Origin of the sequence: Sphingomonas yabuuchiae, from assembly GCF_001477495.1 — a bacterium.
GTDB lineage: Bacteria > Pseudomonadota > Alphaproteobacteria > Sphingomonadales > Sphingomonadaceae > Sphingomonas > Sphingomonas yabuuchiae_A.
This window is the reverse complement of sequence record NZ_LDTF01000068.1, coordinates 1-16982: the sequence shown is the minus strand read 5'-3', so window position 1 is coordinate 16982 and position 16982 is coordinate 1. Positions and strand designations below refer to the sequence as shown.

Annotated in this window: 17 protein-coding genes; 7 read left to right on the top strand and 10 right to left on the bottom strand. The window is 65.1% G+C overall.

Translation table 11 applies throughout. The annotated features are described in order from the left end of the window. The first annotated feature begins 4 nt into the window (after positions 1-4). Positions 5-391 carry a hypothetical protein gene (locus NS355_RS12330; protein WP_058745991.1) on the top strand — a complete coding sequence of 129 codons (387 nt, stop codon included), beginning with the start codon at positions 5-7 and terminating at the stop codon, positions 389-391. 138 nt (positions 392-529) lie between these two features. On the opposite strand, the gene rdgB is transcribed toward NS355_RS12330, so the two are convergent. Both rdgB and rph read right to left on the bottom strand, forming a co-directional pair. Beyond that, positions 530-1156, bottom strand: a complete 627-nt coding sequence (rdgB, locus tag NS355_RS12325; RefSeq protein ID WP_058745990.1) for an RdgB/HAM1 family non-canonical purine NTP pyrophosphatase — start codon at positions 1154-1156, stop codon at positions 530-532. Beyond that, a complete protein-coding gene (rph, locus tag NS355_RS12320) occupies positions 1153-1869 on the bottom strand; it encodes a ribonuclease PH (protein ID WP_058745989.1) in 717 nt (238 codons plus the stop codon). The genes rdgB and rph overlap by 4 nt, the downstream gene beginning before the upstream one ends. A 211-nt stretch (positions 1870-2080) precedes the next feature. On the opposite strand from rph, the gene hrcA reads away from it, so the two are divergent. Together hrcA and grpE are read left to right on the top strand one after the other, a co-directional pair. Then, the gene (gene hrcA, locus NS355_RS12315; RefSeq protein WP_058745988.1) at positions 2081-3121 is read left to right on the top strand and encodes a heat-inducible transcriptional repressor HrcA; all 1041 of its coding nucleotides are present in this window, start codon (positions 2081-2083) and stop codon (positions 3119-3121) included. Positions 3122-3133: 12 nt separating this feature from the next. Next, complete coding sequence (gene grpE / locus NS355_RS12310; protein WP_058746011.1) at positions 3134-3691, top strand: nucleotide exchange factor GrpE; 558 nt, start codon at positions 3134-3136, stop codon at positions 3689-3691. A 54-nt stretch (positions 3692-3745) separates the two neighbouring features. Here the strand turns inward: grpE and NS355_RS19330 are convergent, their stop codons facing one another. From NS355_RS19330 to NS355_RS12290, 4 genes are all read right to left on the bottom strand, one after another. Beyond that, positions 3746-4870, bottom strand: a complete 1125-nt coding sequence (locus tag NS355_RS19330; RefSeq protein WP_058745987.1) for a flagellin — start codon at positions 4868-4870, stop codon at positions 3746-3748. Between the two features lie 224 nt (positions 4871-5094). After that, entirely contained in the window at positions 5095-5556 is a 462-nt protein-coding gene (locus NS355_RS12300; RefSeq protein ID WP_058745986.1) for a hypothetical protein, read from the bottom strand. A gap of 70 nt (positions 5557-5626) precedes the next feature. Further along, positions 5627-7708 (bottom strand): LamG-like jellyroll fold domain-containing protein, encoded by a 2082-nt coding sequence (locus tag NS355_RS12295; RefSeq protein ID WP_058745985.1) that lies wholly within the window; start codon positions 7706-7708, stop codon positions 5627-5629. A 187-nt stretch (positions 7709-7895) separates the two neighbouring features. Continuing rightward, positions 7896-8342 (bottom strand): copper chaperone PCu(A)C, encoded by a 447-nt coding sequence (locus tag NS355_RS12290; protein WP_058745984.1) that lies wholly within the window; start codon positions 8340-8342, stop codon positions 7896-7898. Positions 8343-8520: 178 nt separating this feature from the next. Between NS355_RS12290 and dnaK the strand changes: the two genes are divergently transcribed. Both dnaK and dnaJ read left to right on the top strand, forming a co-directional pair. After that, positions 8521-10419 carry a molecular chaperone DnaK gene (gene dnaK, locus NS355_RS12285; protein WP_058745983.1) on the top strand — a complete coding sequence of 633 codons (1899 nt, stop codon included), beginning with the start codon at positions 8521-8523 and terminating at the stop codon, positions 10417-10419. 177 nt (positions 10420-10596) lie between these two features. Further along, on the top strand, positions 10597-11727 hold the full coding sequence (gene dnaJ / locus NS355_RS12280) for a molecular chaperone DnaJ (RefSeq protein ID WP_058745982.1): 1131 nt from the start codon (positions 10597-10599) through the stop codon (positions 11725-11727). Between the two features lie 18 nt (positions 11728-11745). On the opposite strand, the gene NS355_RS12275 is transcribed toward dnaJ, so the two are convergent. After that, positions 11746-12675, bottom strand: coding sequence for a hypothetical protein (locus NS355_RS12275; protein WP_153008208.1), 930 nt, complete (start codon positions 12673-12675; stop codon positions 11746-11748). 69 nt (positions 12676-12744) lie between these two features. Here NS355_RS12275 and NS355_RS12270 point away from each other — a divergent pair, with 69 nt between their 5' ends. After that, positions 12745-13260 carry a thioredoxin family protein gene (locus NS355_RS12270; RefSeq protein WP_058745980.1) on the top strand — a complete coding sequence of 172 codons (516 nt, stop codon included), beginning with the start codon at positions 12745-12747 and terminating at the stop codon, positions 13258-13260. Positions 13261-13387: 127 nt separating this feature from the next. Here the strand turns inward: NS355_RS12270 and purB are convergent, their stop codons facing one another. Further along, a complete protein-coding gene (gene purB, locus NS355_RS12265) occupies positions 13388-14704 on the bottom strand; it encodes an adenylosuccinate lyase (protein ID WP_058745979.1) in 1317 nt (438 codons plus the stop codon). 215 nt (positions 14705-14919) lie between these two features. Between purB and NS355_RS12260 the strand changes: the two genes are divergently transcribed. Beyond that, positions 14920-15363 carry an EF-hand domain-containing protein gene (locus tag NS355_RS12260; protein WP_058745978.1) on the top strand — a complete coding sequence of 148 codons (444 nt, stop codon included), beginning with the start codon at positions 14920-14922 and terminating at the stop codon, positions 15361-15363. A 209-nt stretch (positions 15364-15572) separates the two neighbouring features. On the opposite strand, the gene NS355_RS12255 is transcribed toward NS355_RS12260, so the two are convergent. Beyond that, entirely contained in the window at positions 15573-16199 is a 627-nt protein-coding gene (locus NS355_RS12255; protein WP_058745977.1) for a 50S ribosomal protein L25/general stress protein Ctc, read from the bottom strand. A gap of 123 nt (positions 16200-16322) precedes the next feature. Beyond that, the gene (locus NS355_RS12250; protein ID WP_058745976.1) at positions 16323-16886 is read right to left on the bottom strand and encodes an outer membrane protein; all 564 of its coding nucleotides are present in this window, start codon (positions 16884-16886) and stop codon (positions 16323-16325) included. Positions 16887-16982 lie beyond the last annotated feature (96 nt).

Genomic DNA, 16982 nt, shown 5'->3' with positions numbered 1-16982 from the left:
CGCGATGGCGAATCCCTATGATCCGATGGCGTGGATCACCTTCTGGACCGCGCCTGCGCGATTCGCGGTGATGGCGGGCGAGGCGATGCTGAGCGCGCAGAGCGTCATGGCCTCGCGTATGGGGGCGATGGCGACGGGCACGTCTTCGGCGGCGGAAATGACCCTGATGGTCAGCGAGAAGGTAAAGGCCTTCGACCAGTCGGCGAAGGTCTGGAACCGCGATCAGGCGGCCTTGTCGCGGCTGTCGCGGCACGATCCGCAGGGCGGGATGCTTCATGCATGGGAGTCAATGGCACGCGCGATGCTGATCGGCGCGTCGATGCCGGTCCAGGCGATGGCCCCGGTGCATCGGACGGTGACGGCCAACCAGAAGCGGCTGGCGAAGGGGTAAATCCGATCCTTCCCGGCACGGGGAGGGGAACCGCCGCGAAGCGGTGGTGGAGGGGGATTGCCGCCAGGGACGTCCCGTGTGGAAATCCCCCTCCGTCAGACCTGCGGTCTGCCACCTCCCCGTGCCGGGGAGGATTGTTCAGAACACCGCCTTCACCAGCTGGCCGAACGCGTCGGCGCGGTGGCTGATGCGGTTCTTTTCGTCCTGGTCCATCTCGGCGAAGGTCTCGGTATAGCCGTTCGGCTGGAACATCGGGTCATAGCCATGGCCCTTGTCCCCGCGCGGCGGCCAGACGATCGTGCCGTCGACCCGGCCCTCGAACCATTCGACATGGCCATCGGGCCAGCCGACCGCCAGCGCGCAGATAAAATGCGCGGCGCGGCTCATGTCCGGTTCCTCGTTCAGCCGATCCTCGACCGCGCGCATCGCCATGGCGAAGTCCTTTTCCGGCCCCGCCCAGCGCGCCGAGAACAGCCCCGGATCGCCGCCCAGCGCCTCGACGCACAGACCGCTGTCATCCGACAGGGCGGGCAGCCCCGACAGGTCGGCGGCCGCCAGCGCCTTCAGTTCGGCATTGGCGACGAAGGTCGTGCCGGTTTCCTCGGGCTCGGGCAGGTCCAGGTCACCGGCCGCGATCACCTCCATGCCATAGGGGGCGAGGAGTTCGCGGAATTCGACGATCTTGCCCTTGTTGTGGCTGGCCAGGACCAGCTTGCCCGGCGTCAGCTTGCGGATCGCCTGACGGCCGTTTCCCTCGCCGCTCATGCGCGGATCGCCCGGTCCTGCGCCGCGAAGATCTCGGTGCAGCCCATGCGCGCGAGACGGAGCAGACGCAGCAGCGCCTCTTCGTCATAGGTGGCGTGCTCGGCGGTCGCCTGGACCTCGGCGATGTGGCCATTCTCGATCAGCACGAAATTGGCGTCGGCATCGGCGTTGGAATCTTCGACATAGTCGAGATCGAGGACCGGCGTGCCCTGATGGATGCCGCAGGAGACGGCGGCGACCTTGTTGCGGATCGGGTCGCTGGCCAGCTTGCCCTCGGCCATCAACTTGTTGACCGCCATGCGCAGCGCGACCCAGGCGCCCGAAATGGCGGCGGTGCGGGTGCCGCCATCGGCCTGAATCACGTCGCAGTCGATGGTGATCTGCCGCTCGCCCAGCGCCTTCAGATCGCAGACGGCGCGAAGCGAGCGGCCGATCAGCCGCTGGATTTCCTGGGTGCGGCCCGACTGCTTGCCCTTGGCCGCCTCGCGGCTGCCGCGCGTATGGGTGGCGCGGGGGAGCATGCCATACTCGGCCGTGACCCAGCCTTCGCCCTTGCCGCGCAGGAAGGGGGGCACGCGCTCCTCGACGCTGGCGGTGACGAGCACCTTGGTATCACCGAACCCGATCAGCACCGAACCTTCGGCGTGGCGGGTGAAATTCGGCTCGATGGTAATGGGACGCATCTGGTCGGGCATCCGGCCGGACGGGCGCATAGTCTTCTCCTTGTTCCTTGACCCCAGCCCTAACCGGCCCCCGCGTAGAGCGCCAGATGGGACAGCGCCGATCGGAAGACACTCCCCTTCTTCTCTGCGTCTCCGCGTGAACCATTCCTTTTTTGCGCGCAGAGGCGCAGAGGACGCGGAGAAGAAGAGAGGTCTTCCGATCGCGGTTGAGTGGGTGCGTTGCAACGCCTACATTTCCAGCATGGTCACCCCACCGATCACCGAGTTGACCGACCGGGCACGCGATATCTTTCGCGTGGTGGTCGACAGCTATCTCACCAGCGGCCAGCCGGTGGGGTCCAAGACGATCGCTCTGTCGGGCATCAACCTGTCGCCCGCCTCGATCCGCAACGTCCTTCAGGAACTGGAGGAGCGGGGCCTGCTCGCCGCGCCGCACACCAGCGCGGGGCGAATGCCGACCGATGTCGGCTTGCGCCTGTTCGTCGACGGCATGATGCACGCGATGGAGCCCAGCATCGAGGAGCGCACCGCGATCGAGGCGCGCGCCGCTCGCTCCGGCCCGGTCGAGGAGGCGCTGGCCGCGACGACGGCGGTGCTGTCGGGGCTGTCGGCCTGTGCGGGGCTGGTCATGGTGCCCAAGCGCGAGATGAAGCTGCGCTCGATCGGCTTCGTGCCGTTGTCACCGACCCAGGCGCTGGCGGTTCTGGTGGCGGAGGACGGCGCGGTCGAGAATCGCGTGCTGGAACTGCCCGTCGGCATGACGCCGTCGGCGCTGGTCGAGGCGGGCAATTTCCTGTCCGCCACGCTGGCGGGCCTCACGCTGGGCCAGGCCCGCGACCGGCTGGAGCGCGAGCTTGCGGCGGGGCGCGCGGCGCTGGACGGTGCGGCGCGGGCGTTGGTCGAACAGGGGCTGATCGTCTGGAGCGAGGATGGCGCGCGGCGCCCGATCCTGATCGTGCGCGGGCAGGGGCGGTTGATCGATGCCGCCGCCGCCGCCGATCTGGAGCGGGTTCGCGACCTGCTCGACGATCTGGAGGGCAAGCAGGAGATTGCCAGCCTGCTCGATTCGGCGCGCGCCGGCGATTCGACCCGCATCTTCATCGGCGCGGAGAACAAGTTGTTTGCGCTGTCGGGGTCTTCGGTGATCGCCCGGCCGTTTCGCGGCCTCGACGGCCAAGTGGTCGGTGTGGTGGGTGTAATCGGGCCCACGCGGTTGAACTATGCCCGCGTCGTGCCCATGGTGGATTTCACGGCGGCAACGCTTGCCCGGATGATGGGCTGAACAGGGATTATGATGAGCGATAACACGACCAACGAAACCCAGAACGACCTGCACAATGATCTGCGCGGGGAAACGGCGGAGGCCGCGCCCGAAGTGGCGGTGCAGGACCGCGTCGCCGAGTTGGAGAACCAGCTGGCCGAGGCCAAGCAGCAATATCTCTATGCCCAGGCCGAGAACCAGAATGTCCGCCGCCGCGCCGAGAAGGAAGCGGTCGACGCGCGCAACTATGCCGCGACCGCGTTCGCGCGTGACGTGCTGTCGGTCGCCGACAATCTCCAGCGCGCGCTTCAGGCGATCCCGGCCGACCTGCGCACCGACGACAAGTGGAAGGGACTGGTGACCGGCCTCGACGCGACCGGCCGCGAGCTGGACAGCGTGCTCGGCCGTCACGGCATCACCAAGATCGAGGCGATGGGCCAGCCGCTCGACCCCAACAAGCATCAGGCTATGATCGAAATGCCCTCCGACCAGGAGCCGGGCACGATCGTGCAGGAAATGCAGTCGGGCTATATGATCAAGGACCGCCTGCTGCGCCCCGCGCTGGTCGCGGTGGCCAAGAAGCCCGACTGATCGAGTTTTCGGTAGGATGACGAAAGGGCGATCCTGCGGGGTCGCCCTTTTTCGTTATTGGCCGAGCAGTTTCAGCACGTCCTTCTGGCTCTGATTGGCCTGGGCGAGCATGGCGGTCGAGGCCTGGGCCAGGATTTGGGCGCGGGCGAGTTTGACGGACTCTTCCGAGTAATCGGTGTCGGCGATGCGCGAGCGCGCCTCCGACAAATTGGTCGTGCCGCTGGTCAGGGTGGAGACAGCGGATTGCAGCCGGTTCGCCGTCGCGCCGAGTTGCCCTTGAACGCTGGCCACGGTGCCGAGCAGTTCGTCGACGCGCTTCATCGTGTGGTCTGTCCGGTAACGATTGGTGACGTTCAGTTCGTCCGTCAGCGGAAATTGACGACGTTGGTAATATGTGTCGTAATTGATGTTGTCATAATGTGATCCGTTGGGATCATACCATTGATCGCCATCATTCGGGTAAGTGATCCTGCCAATATCATCACGCGTAATGGCGTTGCCCGCAATCTTGCCTCCAGCCATGTAGTCATCAAACGTAACGAGATGCGATGATGGGCCGGTATAGGGGTTTGCTATATTGAGTGGTGGCGTCAGGCGGCCGTCATAGCTATTCCAATAAGTGCCGATATCATCACGTATGTAGTTGATGGGAATGGGGGGAATTGAAATCGGGATTGTATCGGTCGTGTTTGGCCCCGCCTGTACGTTCAGCTTTACACTGGCATCGACCAGCTGGTTGTTGCTGTCGTAAACCGGCGCATTGCCGTTGAACAACGAAACGCCGTTGAACGAGGCATTGCGAAGCGTCTGGTCGATCTGTGTCGATAGCGCCTTCACCTCCAACTGAAGCGCCGCGCGGTCGCTCATGCTGTAGGTGCCCGATCCCGCCTGTACCGCCAGTTCGCGCACCCGCTGCAGCATGTTGGACACTTCGGTCAGCGCGCCGTCGGCGGTCTGGACCAGCGAAACGCCGTCCATCGCGTTGCGGATGCCCTGCGTCATGCCGCGGATCTGCGCCGTCATGGAGCTGCTGATCGCCAGCCCCGCCGCATCGTCCTTGGCCGAATTGATCCGCTGGCCCGAGGATAGCCGCGCCATGGACTGGGCCAGATCGGTATTGGCGCGCTGCGTGGCCGCCATCGCTCGAAGCGCGGCGCCGTTGGTATTGATGACCGTCATGGTAACTCCCATCCCCTGACGAGCGCGGGACGCCCCGCGCACGGAAAAGATGGTTGACGAAATTAACCATGATCAAACAATCCGGGCTTTTCCCGGATGTTAGGGGGGTGATGCTCGGCTGCCTCGGGAACTAACGACAAGGCGGCGCTTGCCGTTGCGGCAGGCACGCCCCTCCCGCAGGCGGGAGGGGATGGGGGAGGGCGCTCGCCCCAGGCCGAACTCCGTCAGTCGGCACCCCGAAACGGCACCAAGGTCCGATACTGCGCCAGCGGCGGCGCCCCCGCGACCACCGCGCCGCGTTTCAGCAGAAAGGCATGGCGGACGATCTCGGCCTGTTGTTCGATCCCGTAGCGATCAAAGCGTTGCCCCGGCTTCAGGCAATAGGTGTAGCGGCAAAAGGGATGGCGTTTCAGCGGCAGGAATAGGCCTCGCTGATGCTGCCAGATATGCACCATCTCATGGATGAACAGCCCCTGCTCATGCAGCGGGCAGGTGCCGAAATCCTCGCGCCACAAATCGCCCTTGGGATGGAAATGGATGCAGCCCGTCGGTGCCATCACCGTGTCGCGCGGCTGGAAGAACGCCCATTTGGTCGGCGACAGCCGAACCTGCGTATAGTCGATCGCATCGCCAAAGACGGACCGGGCCAGCGTCTCTTCCGCCGGGGTGAGGGGGCGCTTGGTCATGACGCCCAGATGGGGCGCATGGCGCGGGTGGGAAAGGGGCGGGACGTCCCAACGGCCCGCCCCCAACGCATCAGCTCCGCCGGGCGGTCAGCCACTGGGTGTTGGCCAGCGGCTTGGCGACGATCCGGACCTCGCCGATATGACCGAAATAGCCGTCCTTGCGTGCGCCGTCCCACCAGGCGGCCCCCAGCACCCAGGGCATGTCGGCGGCGAGCGTCGCGATGCCGACCTGGCCCGCGCTGTTGCGCAGCACCGGCGCACCGTCGACATAGAGGATGGTCTCGTTCGCCACCGGATCGTTGACGATCGCGATGTGATACCAGGTGTCCACCATCACCTCGCCCGACCAGTTGGCCTGCGGATAGGCGGTGTTGGAGGCGGGCACGACCTCCCACTGGACTTCGCGCAGCGACGAGATCGCGAACAGGATCGGCGGCGCTTCCCTGTCGCCGCCCGCAAAGCCGGGCAGCTTGCCGCGATTGCCGTTGCGGGTCAGGATATTGCCCCAGCGGTGGTTGGTCACCGTCCAGTTCGCGTCGATCTTGATGAACGCCTCGACCGTATAGCCTGCGCCGAAGGTCGCCGCGTTGATCGGGGCGTTGGTGGCGGTGGCGAAGGCGCTGCTGCGCGCGGTCACCTTGTCGGTGTTGCGGAAGCGGACGCTGCCCGGTGCGGAGGACAGGCGGTGGCGGTCGGTCGACCAGACCACGTCCTCGACCATCGCCGGGCCCGACAGCGGCACGCGCGTCATCGGGTTGCGGCCGGTCGCATCGGGCAGCGTCTCGCCGACCTGGACGATCTTGCCGTCGACGATGCCGCTGGCCACGCGCCAGTGCGCGGCGGTCTCGGCGATCTTGGGATAGTCGTCGGCATCGCGCGGCAGCACCTCGGCCGGGGCGGCGGGCTCGGTATAGCCCGACAGCAGCGCGGTACGAACGCGCGGCAGGATCGGCACGCCCGCCGTCATCTCGGTATAGGCGAAGTTGGGCAGGAAGCGGGCGAAGCGCTTCTTGAAGTCCATGGAGATGGTGAAGCGGTTGTTTGCATCCTCCAGCACCGCGCGGTCGAACTGGTTCAGCGTTGCCTTGGGCTTCTGCGCGACCCAGGGCGAGAAGCTCATGACGTCGATCTTGTTGGCCGAGAAGTCGATCTCGTACAGCCGCATCAGCGCGTTGCCGCCCTGATAGGCCATCTGGTAATCGACGACCATCTCATGGACCGGATTGCCGAAGTCGTTGGTCTTGGTCAGCAGCGCGGCGCCGTGGTGGTGGCCGTTCAGCGTCATGAAGATCTGGTCGTTGTCGCGGATCAGGTTGTTCCACAGCATCAGGCCGTAATCGGTCTCCAGCGGGCTCTTGCCGTCCTTGTCGATGTTGAGCAGCTGGTGGTTGGCCAGGATCACCGGCAGGGTGGGGTTGCGACGGATCGCGTCGCGCGCCCACAATATCCCTGCGTCCGAGATGCGCCAGGACAGCGACAGCACCATGAACTTCACGCCGTACATCTCGAAGATGTGATATTCGTGGAAGCCGGTGCGGTCGCGCTCACGGAAGGTCGACTGGTTCTGCGCGCGCGAGGTCGGGAACCAGGTCAGATAGGGTTCGGACGACAAGGTGCGCTGGCTGTCGGTGCCCGCCTGCTGGTCGGCGGGAACGTGGTAATCGACATCGTACAGGACGTCGTGATTGCCCGCCAGGATCGAATAGGGGATGCGCGCCGTCTCCAGCCGCTTCATCGCGGCATCGGCCACCGCCCATTGCGCGGGCTTGCGTACCTGGTCCACCACGTCGCCCAGATGGATGACGAAGGGGATCGCATAGGCCTTGGCGTTGTCGACGATCCACTGGGTCTGCGCCGCGAACGGCTCCGAGCCATATTTGCGCTGGAATTGACGGTTTTCGTCGGCCGTCGCGTAACGCGAATAGAATTGCGTGTCGGGCAACACCGCGATCGAGAAGCTGGTGGTGCCGACCGGCGTGGCGGCGGCCGTTCCCGTGGCGGTCGTCGGCTTGGCGTTCAGCATCGCATCGTCGTCGCACGCCGCCAGCGCCCCCGTCAGCGGCAGCATCGACAGACCCGCCGCGCCGCGCAGTAGCTGCCGCCGATCGGCGATCCGTCGCAAGGTGAATTGGGTTTCGTTCGTATCGGACATGGTCAAAAATCCCCCACTTTTCGCTCCAACGAGCGAGCGGGCCGCGCTGTATGGCGCGACTTTGACACATGAAGGACCGAATTATTACCGATTTTGGTCTGACGTGAAAAAAGCGCGCGATACCCCGTCATCTATTCGACAGGATCGGCGCATGCGTGTCGGCGAAGACCACGCGCTTTTTAGGCGCTTATTGCCCCGGGGCGGGATCGCCCGCCGCGATCACCCGCGCGCCCTGGCGCAGGCGGGTGCCGTCCGAAAAGGTCAGGAGCAGCGACAGGATGCGCCCCGGCTTCACGCCCTGGTTCATGTCGTACAGCATCACATGCCGCCCGCCCGGCTGAAAGGCGACGGTGGCCCCGGCCGGGATGGGCACGGAGTCGACCTTCTTCATCGCCATGCCGCCCTCGTGCATTTCGCTGGTGATCGCGACATCGCTGCTGACGTCGATCAGGTTCAGCGGCTTGGGGCCGCCATGCACGATGAAATAGGCGGCCGCCGGACGCCCCGGCACGGCCGCCAGGCGAACCCAGCCCTCCTCGGCATAAAGCTCGGGCTTGGTCGAACAGCCGCCCAGCGCCCCCAATGCCATGGCCCCGGCCGTGGCCCAGAGGCCCAGAAAAATGGCGCGACGCATGACAAACCCTCCCGTTTCGGCAAATCCTGACGCGACACTAGGTTCCATCCAATCTTGCGGCAACGGATCGCCCACCTATATCCGCCTCGTGAACGGGGTTTTCGGTTGCCGCTTTCGGGACCGGACGGCTCCGGCATCTGACTTCCAGACTATGTTCTTGAGGGGCATTTAGAGACTTATGGCAAAAGTGATCGGCATCGACCTCGGCACCACCAACAGCTGTGTCGCTGTCATGGAGGGCGGCAAGCCCAAGGTTATCGAAAACGCCGAAGGCGCGCGCACCACGCCGTCGATCGTCGCCTTCGCCAAGGATGGCGAGCGCCTGATCGGCCAGCCTGCCAAGCGCCAGGCGGTGACCAACCCCGACAACACCATCTTCGCGGTGAAGCGCCTGATCGGCCGTCGCTTCGACGACCCCGTCACCAAGAAGGACACCGAGCTGGTGCCGTACGCCATCGCGCGCGGCCCGAACGGCGATGCGTGGGTGAATGCGGGCGGCAAGGATTACAGCCCGTCGCAAATCTCCGCCTTCACGCTCCAGAAGATGAAGGAAACCGCCGAGTCCTATCTCGGCGAGACGGTGACCCAGGCGGTCATCACGGTGCCTGCATACTTCAACGATGCGCAGCGCCAGGCGACCAAGGACGCCGGTCAGATCGCAGGGTTGGAAGTGCTGCGCATCATCAACGAGCCGACTGCGGCCGCTCTGGCGTACGGCCTGGAGAAGCAGGACGGCAAGACGATCGCGGTCTATGACCTTGGCGGCGGCACCTTCGACATCTCGATCCTCGAGATTGGCGACGGCGTATTCGAGGTGAAGGCGACCAACGGCGACACCTTCCTGGGCGGCGAAGACTTCGACAACAAGATCGTCGACTTCCTGGCCTCGGGCTTCCAGAAGGATGAGGGCATTGACCTCACCAAGGACAAGCTGGCGCTCCAGCGTCTGAAGGAAGCGGCCGAAAAGGCGAAGATCGAGCTGTCCTCGGCCCAGTCGACCGAGGTCAACCTGCCCTTCATCACCGCCGACCAGAACGGCCCGAAGCATCTGGTCAAGACGATCACCCGCGCCGATCTGGAGCGTCTGGTCGAGGACCTGATCCAGCGCACGCTGGAGCCCTGCAAGAAGGCGCTGGCCGATGCGGGCATGAAGGCGGACGAGATCGCCGACGTGGTGCTGGTGGGCGGTATGACCCGCATGCCGCGCGTCCGTGAGGTCGTGAAGAACTTCTTCGGCAAGGACCCGCACACCGGCGTCAACCCCGACGAAGTCGTCGCGATGGGCGCGGCGATCCAGGCGGGCGTGCTGCAGGGCGACGTCAAGGACGTGCTGCTGCTCGACGTGACCCCGCTGTCGCTGGGCATCGAGACGCTGGGCGGCATCATGACCAAGATGATCGACCGCAACACGACGATCCCGACCAAGAAGAGCCAGGTCTATTCGACCGCCGACGACAACCAGAACGCGGTGACGATCCGGGTCTTCCAGGGCGAGCGCGAGATGGCGCAGGACAACAAGCTGTTGGGTCAGTTCGACCTGGTCGGCATCCCGCCCGCACCGCGCGGCGTGCCGCAGATCGAGGTCACGTTCGACATCGACGCCAACGGCATCGTCAACGTCTCGGCCAAGGACAAGGGCACCGGCAAGGAGCAGCAGATCCGCATCCAGGCATCGGGCGGTCTGTCGGACAACGACATCGACCAGATGGTCCGTGACGCGGAGAAGTTCGCCGAGGAGGACAAGAAGCGTCGTGCCGAAGCCGAGGCGAAGAACAACGCCGAGTCGCTGATCCACACCACCGAGCGTCAGCTGGCCGACAATGGCGACAAGATCGACGCGTCGCTGAAGTCGGAAATCGAGGCGGCCATCGCCGAGACCAAGACGGCGGTCGAGGGTGGCAACCCCGACACCATGAACGAGAAGGCGCAGGCCCTCGCTCAGGTCGCGATGAAGATGGGCCAGGCCATCTACGAAAAGCAGCAGCAGGGCGAGGCTTCGCCCGCCGCTGATGCCGGTCAGGCCAAGCAGGACGATGTGGTCGACGCCGAATTCTCGGAAGTCGACGACACCAAATAAGACGGTCGGCCCGGTCCCCCTGTCGGTGGGGCCGGGCCTTCGGTTTGGAATTTGCGAATACCGCCCCGACCGATTTGTCGGGGCATGAAGTGGCGAAGCGCTTGGGCGGTCGCTCCGTCCGGCCTGACGGCATGGTCGGCGGCCGCACCATCCACCAGCGCAGGGGCGAGACCGGGCATGAGCACGACGATCGACTATTATGAACTGCTCGAATGCGAGCGCACGGCGGACGATGCGACGATCAAGTCGCGCTACCGCAAGCTGGCCATGCAGTACCATCCGGACCGCAATGCGGGCTGCAAGGACTCCGAGGCCAAGTTCAAGGCGATCAGCGAAGCCTATGACTGTCTGAAGGACCCCCAGAAGCGGGCCGCCTATGACCGCTATGGCCATGCCGCGTTCCAGCAGGGCATGGGCGGCGGCGGTGGCGGCGGGGCACAGGATTTCGGCGCCTTTTCCGATATTTTCGAAAGCGTCTTCGGCGAGTTCATGGGCGGCGGACGCGGCGGCGGGCGGCAAAGCCCGCGTCGCGGCGCGGACCTGCGCTACGACATGGAAATCTCGCTGGAAGAGGCGTTCCACGGCAAGCAGACCGAGATCACCGTCGATGTCTCGGCGGCGTGCGAGACCTGTGACGGCACGGGCGCCAAGGCCGGGACCAGCGCCAAGACCTGTCAGCAGTGCGGCGGCCACGGCAAGGTGCGCGCACAGCAGGGCTTCTTCGTGGTCGAGCGGACCTGCCCGGTCTGTCAGGGCGCGGGCCAGATCATCGCCGATCCGTGCCCCGATTGTCGCGGCGAGGGTCGGGTCGAAAAGACCAAGACGCTGGCCGTCAACATCCCGGCGGGCGTCGACGAAGGCACCCGCATCCGCCTGACCGGCGAGGGCGAGGCAGGCGCGCGGGGGGCTCCTGCGGGCGACCTCTACATCTTCCTCCACGTCAAGCGGCACGCCCTGTTCGAGCGCGAGGGCACGACCCTGTTCGCACGCGCACCGATCAGCTTCACGACGGCGGCGCTCGGCGGATCGCTGTCCATCCCCGGCCTCGACGGCCGTAGCCATGAGATCAAGATTCCGGCGGGCATCCAGTCGGGCAAGCAACTCCGCCAGCGCGGGGCGGGCATGCCCGTGCTGCAAGGGCGCGGCACCGGCGACCTGGTCATCCAGATCGAGGTCGAGACGCCGACCAAGCTGTCGACCCGCCAGCGCGAACTGCTCGAACTGTTCCGCGAAACCGAGACGGGCGACGAATGCCCCGAAAGCCAGGGCTTCTTCGCCAAGCTGAAGAGCGTCTTCGCGGGCGAGTGATCGCGACCGGGCAGGGGGTCAGGTCGGTTCGGCTTTCGCCGCGCCTGCCCTGGCCCTTTGCCGACGGATGCTCAAGGCTATCATCAGGATGATGGGCGTGGCGGCGACCGCCGCGATCAGATTGACGATCAGTATGAAGTCCCACATTTTACGCTGCGAAGCGCGGTTCGCGATCTGATTGCGCCAGAAGAACATCGCCCGGTGGGGGTCGCGCGGGTCATAGAGGATGGGCACGTTGTTCGTTGCCGTCACATAATCATATTCCTCATGATCGTGTCGGCTGGTCGAAAGACTCAACCGGCCTTCGATCGGTTTGCTCTGCCCGCGCGGGGTAAACCGATAGATGATCTTGTCCGTGCATGCCGCTTTGCCGCAGCCAGCCGTGAAGCGACGGACGAGTTGGGCATCGGCCGCCACGCCATGGGCCATGAGATCGGCTGCCAGTCTCTGATCGAGCATCACCGGGACGATGAGCCAAGCCTCTGTCATGACGATGATCGCGCCGATGATCGCAAGGCATCCATGATCGACCGTACGTGCCGGATCATGGGTACGGGCGCGTATGGCCGTCAGTCTCAAGCCCATGGTGATGACCAAGAGCAGCAGCATGATTGCCGCCGGAACCAGAAGGGCCGTGCCCCGGACGAGGTCGGACCAATGCCAATCCTTGGACAGCATGATCGGCAGGGCGCCTTGGCCGAATGCGATGACACCGCCGACGAGCGGCAGCAGGAGGGCTTGCCGGGCCGATCCCTTTTTGCCGACAATGCCCTCGGCGACACCGGAATCTCCGCCCATCGACGTCTCCTGAGATACGCGAGGATCGCGCGTTAAGCGGCATATGACGCACCGCGGATCACGGGATGCTGACGGGCGGATGACGGCGATGATGGCAAGTTGGCATGGCCGCGTCACGGGCCTGCAAAACTTCTGATTGTCGCGGCGCATGGGAGCATCGCTTGCCAAGGACGTGGGCTTGGGAGACATCTGCCTCCTGCCGTTCAGAGGGAATGCCACATGTCCTATCGCTCCATGATCGTTCCGGCGCTCGCCGCCATTGCCATGGTTTCCACCGCCGCCGCGCCGGTTTCGGCTCCGCGTGTCGGGATCGCCAGTTTCGAGGCCTTGGCCAAGCCTTTGCCGCTGCCCTATCATGCAGGGGATGCGAAGGCCGCGATCGCGGCGGCGCGGGTGCGGGCGGCGAAGGCGCATAAGCGGGTGCTGATCGATCTGGGCGGCAACTGGTGCCTCGACTGCCGGTTGCTGGCCGGGGTGATGGAGACGCCGCAGATGCGTCCCTTCGTCGCCAGGCATTTCGAGGTGGTGACGGTCGATGTCGGCCGCTTCGACCAGAATATGGATATTCCGGCGTCCTACGGGGTCAAGGGACGGCTCGCCGGTGTGCCGGCCGTGCTGATCGTCGATCCGAAGACCAACAAGCTGATCAATGCGGGCCGCGAGACGGCGCTGGCGGATGCGCGGGCGATGACGCCGCAGGCAGTGGCGGATTGGTTGGCGGGGTGGGTGGGGTGAGACCCATCGGTCGATCGCTCAGATAACAGCGGGGTTTCCCTCCCCCAGCCCCTCCCGCCTGCGGGAGGGGCTGGGGGAGGGGAGTCCCTATCCAAGCGTCATCGCGCTTGGGGGACTCCCTCAAACATCACGCCTCGCCGAACACCCGTGCGAAGATCGTGTCGACATTCTTGTAATGGTAATCGAGGTCGAAGCGCGCCTCGATTTCCTCGACCGACAGCGCGGCGGTCACGTCGGCATCGGCCTTGAGCAGTTCCATTAGCGACAGCGCGCCATCGGACTCCCAGACCTTCATCGCGTTGCGCTGGACCAGGCGATAGCTGTCCTCGCGGCTCACGCCCGCCTGGGTCAGCGCCAGCAGCACGCGCTGCGAATGGACGAGGCCGCCCATCTTGTTGAGGTTCTTCTCCATCCGCGCCGGATAGACGACCAGCTTGTCGATCACGCTCGTGAGGCGGGCCAGCGCGAAATCCAGGGTGATGGTCGCATCGGGGCCGATATAGCGCTCGACCGAGGAGTGGCTGATGTCGCGCTCATGCCACAAAGCGACATTCTCCAGCGCCGGGGTCACGTAACCACGCACCATGCGGGCGAGCCCGGTCAAATTCTCGGTCAGCACCGGGTTGCGCTTGTGCGGCATCGCCGACGAGCCCTTCTGGCCGGGCGAGAAATATTCCTCGGCTTCCAGAACCTCGGTGCGCTGCAGGTGGCGGACCTCGGTCGCCAGGCGCTCGATCGAGCTGGCGATGACGCCCAGCGTGGCGAAGAACATCGCATGGCGGTCGCGCGGGATGACCTGGGTCGAGACGGGCTCGACGGTCAGTCCCATCTTCTCGGCGACATGGGCCTCGACGCTGGGATCGATATTGGCGAAGGTGCCGACCGCGCCCGAGATGGCGCAGGTGGCGATGTCGGCACGCGCGGCGACCAGGCGGGCGCGGTTGCGGTCGAACTCGGCATAGGCTTGCGCCAGCTTCAGGCCGAAGGTCACCGGCTCGGCATGGATGCCATGGCTGCGCCCGATGGTCGGGGTAAGCTTGTGCTCATAGGCGCGACGCTTGATGACCGCGAGCAGCGCGTCGAGGTCTTCGAGCAGGATGTCCGAGGCGCGGGCGAGCTGCACCGCGAGGCAGGTGTCGAGCACGTCGGACGAGGTCATGCCCTGGTGCAGGAAGCGTGCTTCCGGCCCGGTGCGCTCGGCGACATGGGTCAGGAAGGCGATGACGTCGTGCTTGGTCTCGGCCTCGATCGAATCGATGCGCTCGATGTCGAAGTCCCCGGCGGCCTTGTCGGCTTCCCAGATGCGCGCGGCGGCTTCCTTGGGTACGACGCCCAGCTCGGCGAGCGCGTCGGTGGCGTGCGCCTCGATCTCGAACCAGATGCGGAAGCGGGTCTGGGGATCCCAGATCCGGGTCATGGGGGCACGGGAATAGCGCGGAATCATCGGGGCACCTTCAGGTCGTGGAAACGGCACGGCTCACCGTGCACTCCCTCTCGGAATCACGGCGTACCGTGCCGTTAGCAGGGACGAGCCGAGCCTTCAAATCCCAAGGACGGATCCCCATCTGGCATAATGGAGTTTAGGACCGTATCACTAATGATGAAGATGCGTTTCTGATCTTCACAGTCATCGATCGACCAACGTAAGGGAGAGACGAGATGATGAAATATGCTTTTCTTGGCGCCGCAATGATGGTGTCTGCCCCCGTTCTGGCTCAGGTCACGCCTGCTCCGGCTCAGACCACGCCGGCCGCACCGCAAGCTGCCCCGGCAACCACCGCGGACGCAGCGCAGACTGCGCAGCCCGCTGCCGATGCGTCCGCATCCACTCAAGGCCAGGTGCAGGCGAACGGCAGCCAGATCGCCCAGGTCGTCGACACGCAGTTCCCGACCTACGACAAGGACGGTGATGGCAAGCTGAACAAGGCCGAATTCGCCCAGTGGATGGTCGCGCTGAAGTCCCAGACCGACCCGTCGACGAAGGCCGATGCGCCCGCGACGAAGAAGTGGGTCGGCAGTGCCTTTGCCCAGGCGGATACCGACAAGGACAAGACGGTATCCAAGACCGAGCTGACCGGCTTTCTGAGCCAGGGTCAGGGCTGATATCGGAACACCCCCTCCGTTCCGACGATTCCCCGAGCGGGGATGAGCGGGGCCGTCGGACCTTCGGGTTCGGCGGCCCTTTTGCTGTCCTCATATTCCGCCCCGAGCTTGCTTGGGAGGATTTGAGACGGCAACGAAAAAGGGCAGGGGCGTCACCGCCACCTGCCCTTCTTGTCGTTCACTGACCCGGATGGGACGGCGAGGCCGGATCAGGCCTCTTCCGAACCTTCGGCCGCGTCGGTGGCCTGCGCCTCGGCGTCGATCGCCTCGTCCTCGGCGGTCAGGACCGTCGGGGCAACGATGGTGGCGATCGCGAAGTCGCGGTCGTCGATGGCGGGCTCGGCGCCCTTGGGCAGCTTCACGTCCGAGATGTGGATCGAGTCGCCGATCGCCAGACCCTTCAGCGAGACGCTGATTTCGGTCGGGATGTTGGCGGCGTCGACCACCAGCTCGATCTCGTGGCGGGTGACGTTCAGGACGCCGCCCTGCTTCACGCCGCTCTGGTCTTCGTCGGTGAACACGACAGGCACGGCGACCGTGACGGTCTCATGCTCGCCGATGCGCACGAAGTCGACGTGCAGCGGGCGATCGGTGACGGGATGGAACGCGACGTCCTTCGCCAGCGTGCGCTGGCCGTCCACCATGATGACCGAGGTGAAGAAATGACCGGTCATCAGCGCCTTGACGAGGGCCTTCTCTTCGAGATGGATCGACGCGGCGGCCTTGTTCTGGCCATAGATCACGGCGGGGACGCGGCCTTCACGACGCAGCGAACGGGAGGCTCCCTTGCCAACCTGATCGCGCGTCTCGGCGGCGAGCGTAAGGGTGTCGCTCATTCCAGTAACTCCGAAACAAAATGGATATATGCTTCCGATCACGCCTCCAGGGATGACCATGACCGGAAGCGGCGGCGCATAGCCGCAAAGCCCGCAAAAGGCAAGCCACGCGCCGCCTTATCCTCAGAAGCGGATCGGCAGGCCGATAAGGACGCGGCCATGCTCGGATCCCGCCTGGGCGCGCAGGCGAACCGCGACGTTGCGGCCGATCTGCCGCTCGATCCCGATGCCGCCGACCAGCCCGCTGGGTCCGTTGCCGTCATCGTCGATGACGTTCGCCAGCCGCACGTCGTAGCGATAGCCGCCATAGCCCGCCTCGGCGAACACCATGGTGCGATCGCCGAGCACATATCCTGCCCGTGCGGTCACACTATAGCCCCAGCGCGCCTTCTGTTCGTAGAAGGCGAAAATCTCCTGGCTGCGCACGGTGCCGCCCCCAGCCTGGACCGCTACTTCGCCCCCCAAGAGCAGGCGTTCGCTGGCGGGCAGCATGATCCCGGCAAAGCCACCCCCGGCCAGCCCCGCCCCCACATATTTGCGGCTGCTGACGTCATCGCCAAGGCGGAAGCCATGGATCAGGACTCCGGCCTCCAGTCCCGCATAAGGGCCGGCAAAGGCGGGCTTGTCCTGCGCGAAGGCGGTCGCGGGCAGGCAGATCAGCAGGGCGGCGGCAAACTGGAGGTGCATCGAAAACGTCCTTTGGTCATAGGGGCTCCCCATCGATTCCCTATGAAGGTTGATGTATGATGATTATGAATTTCTGTAAAACAGAAAGAATGTGAT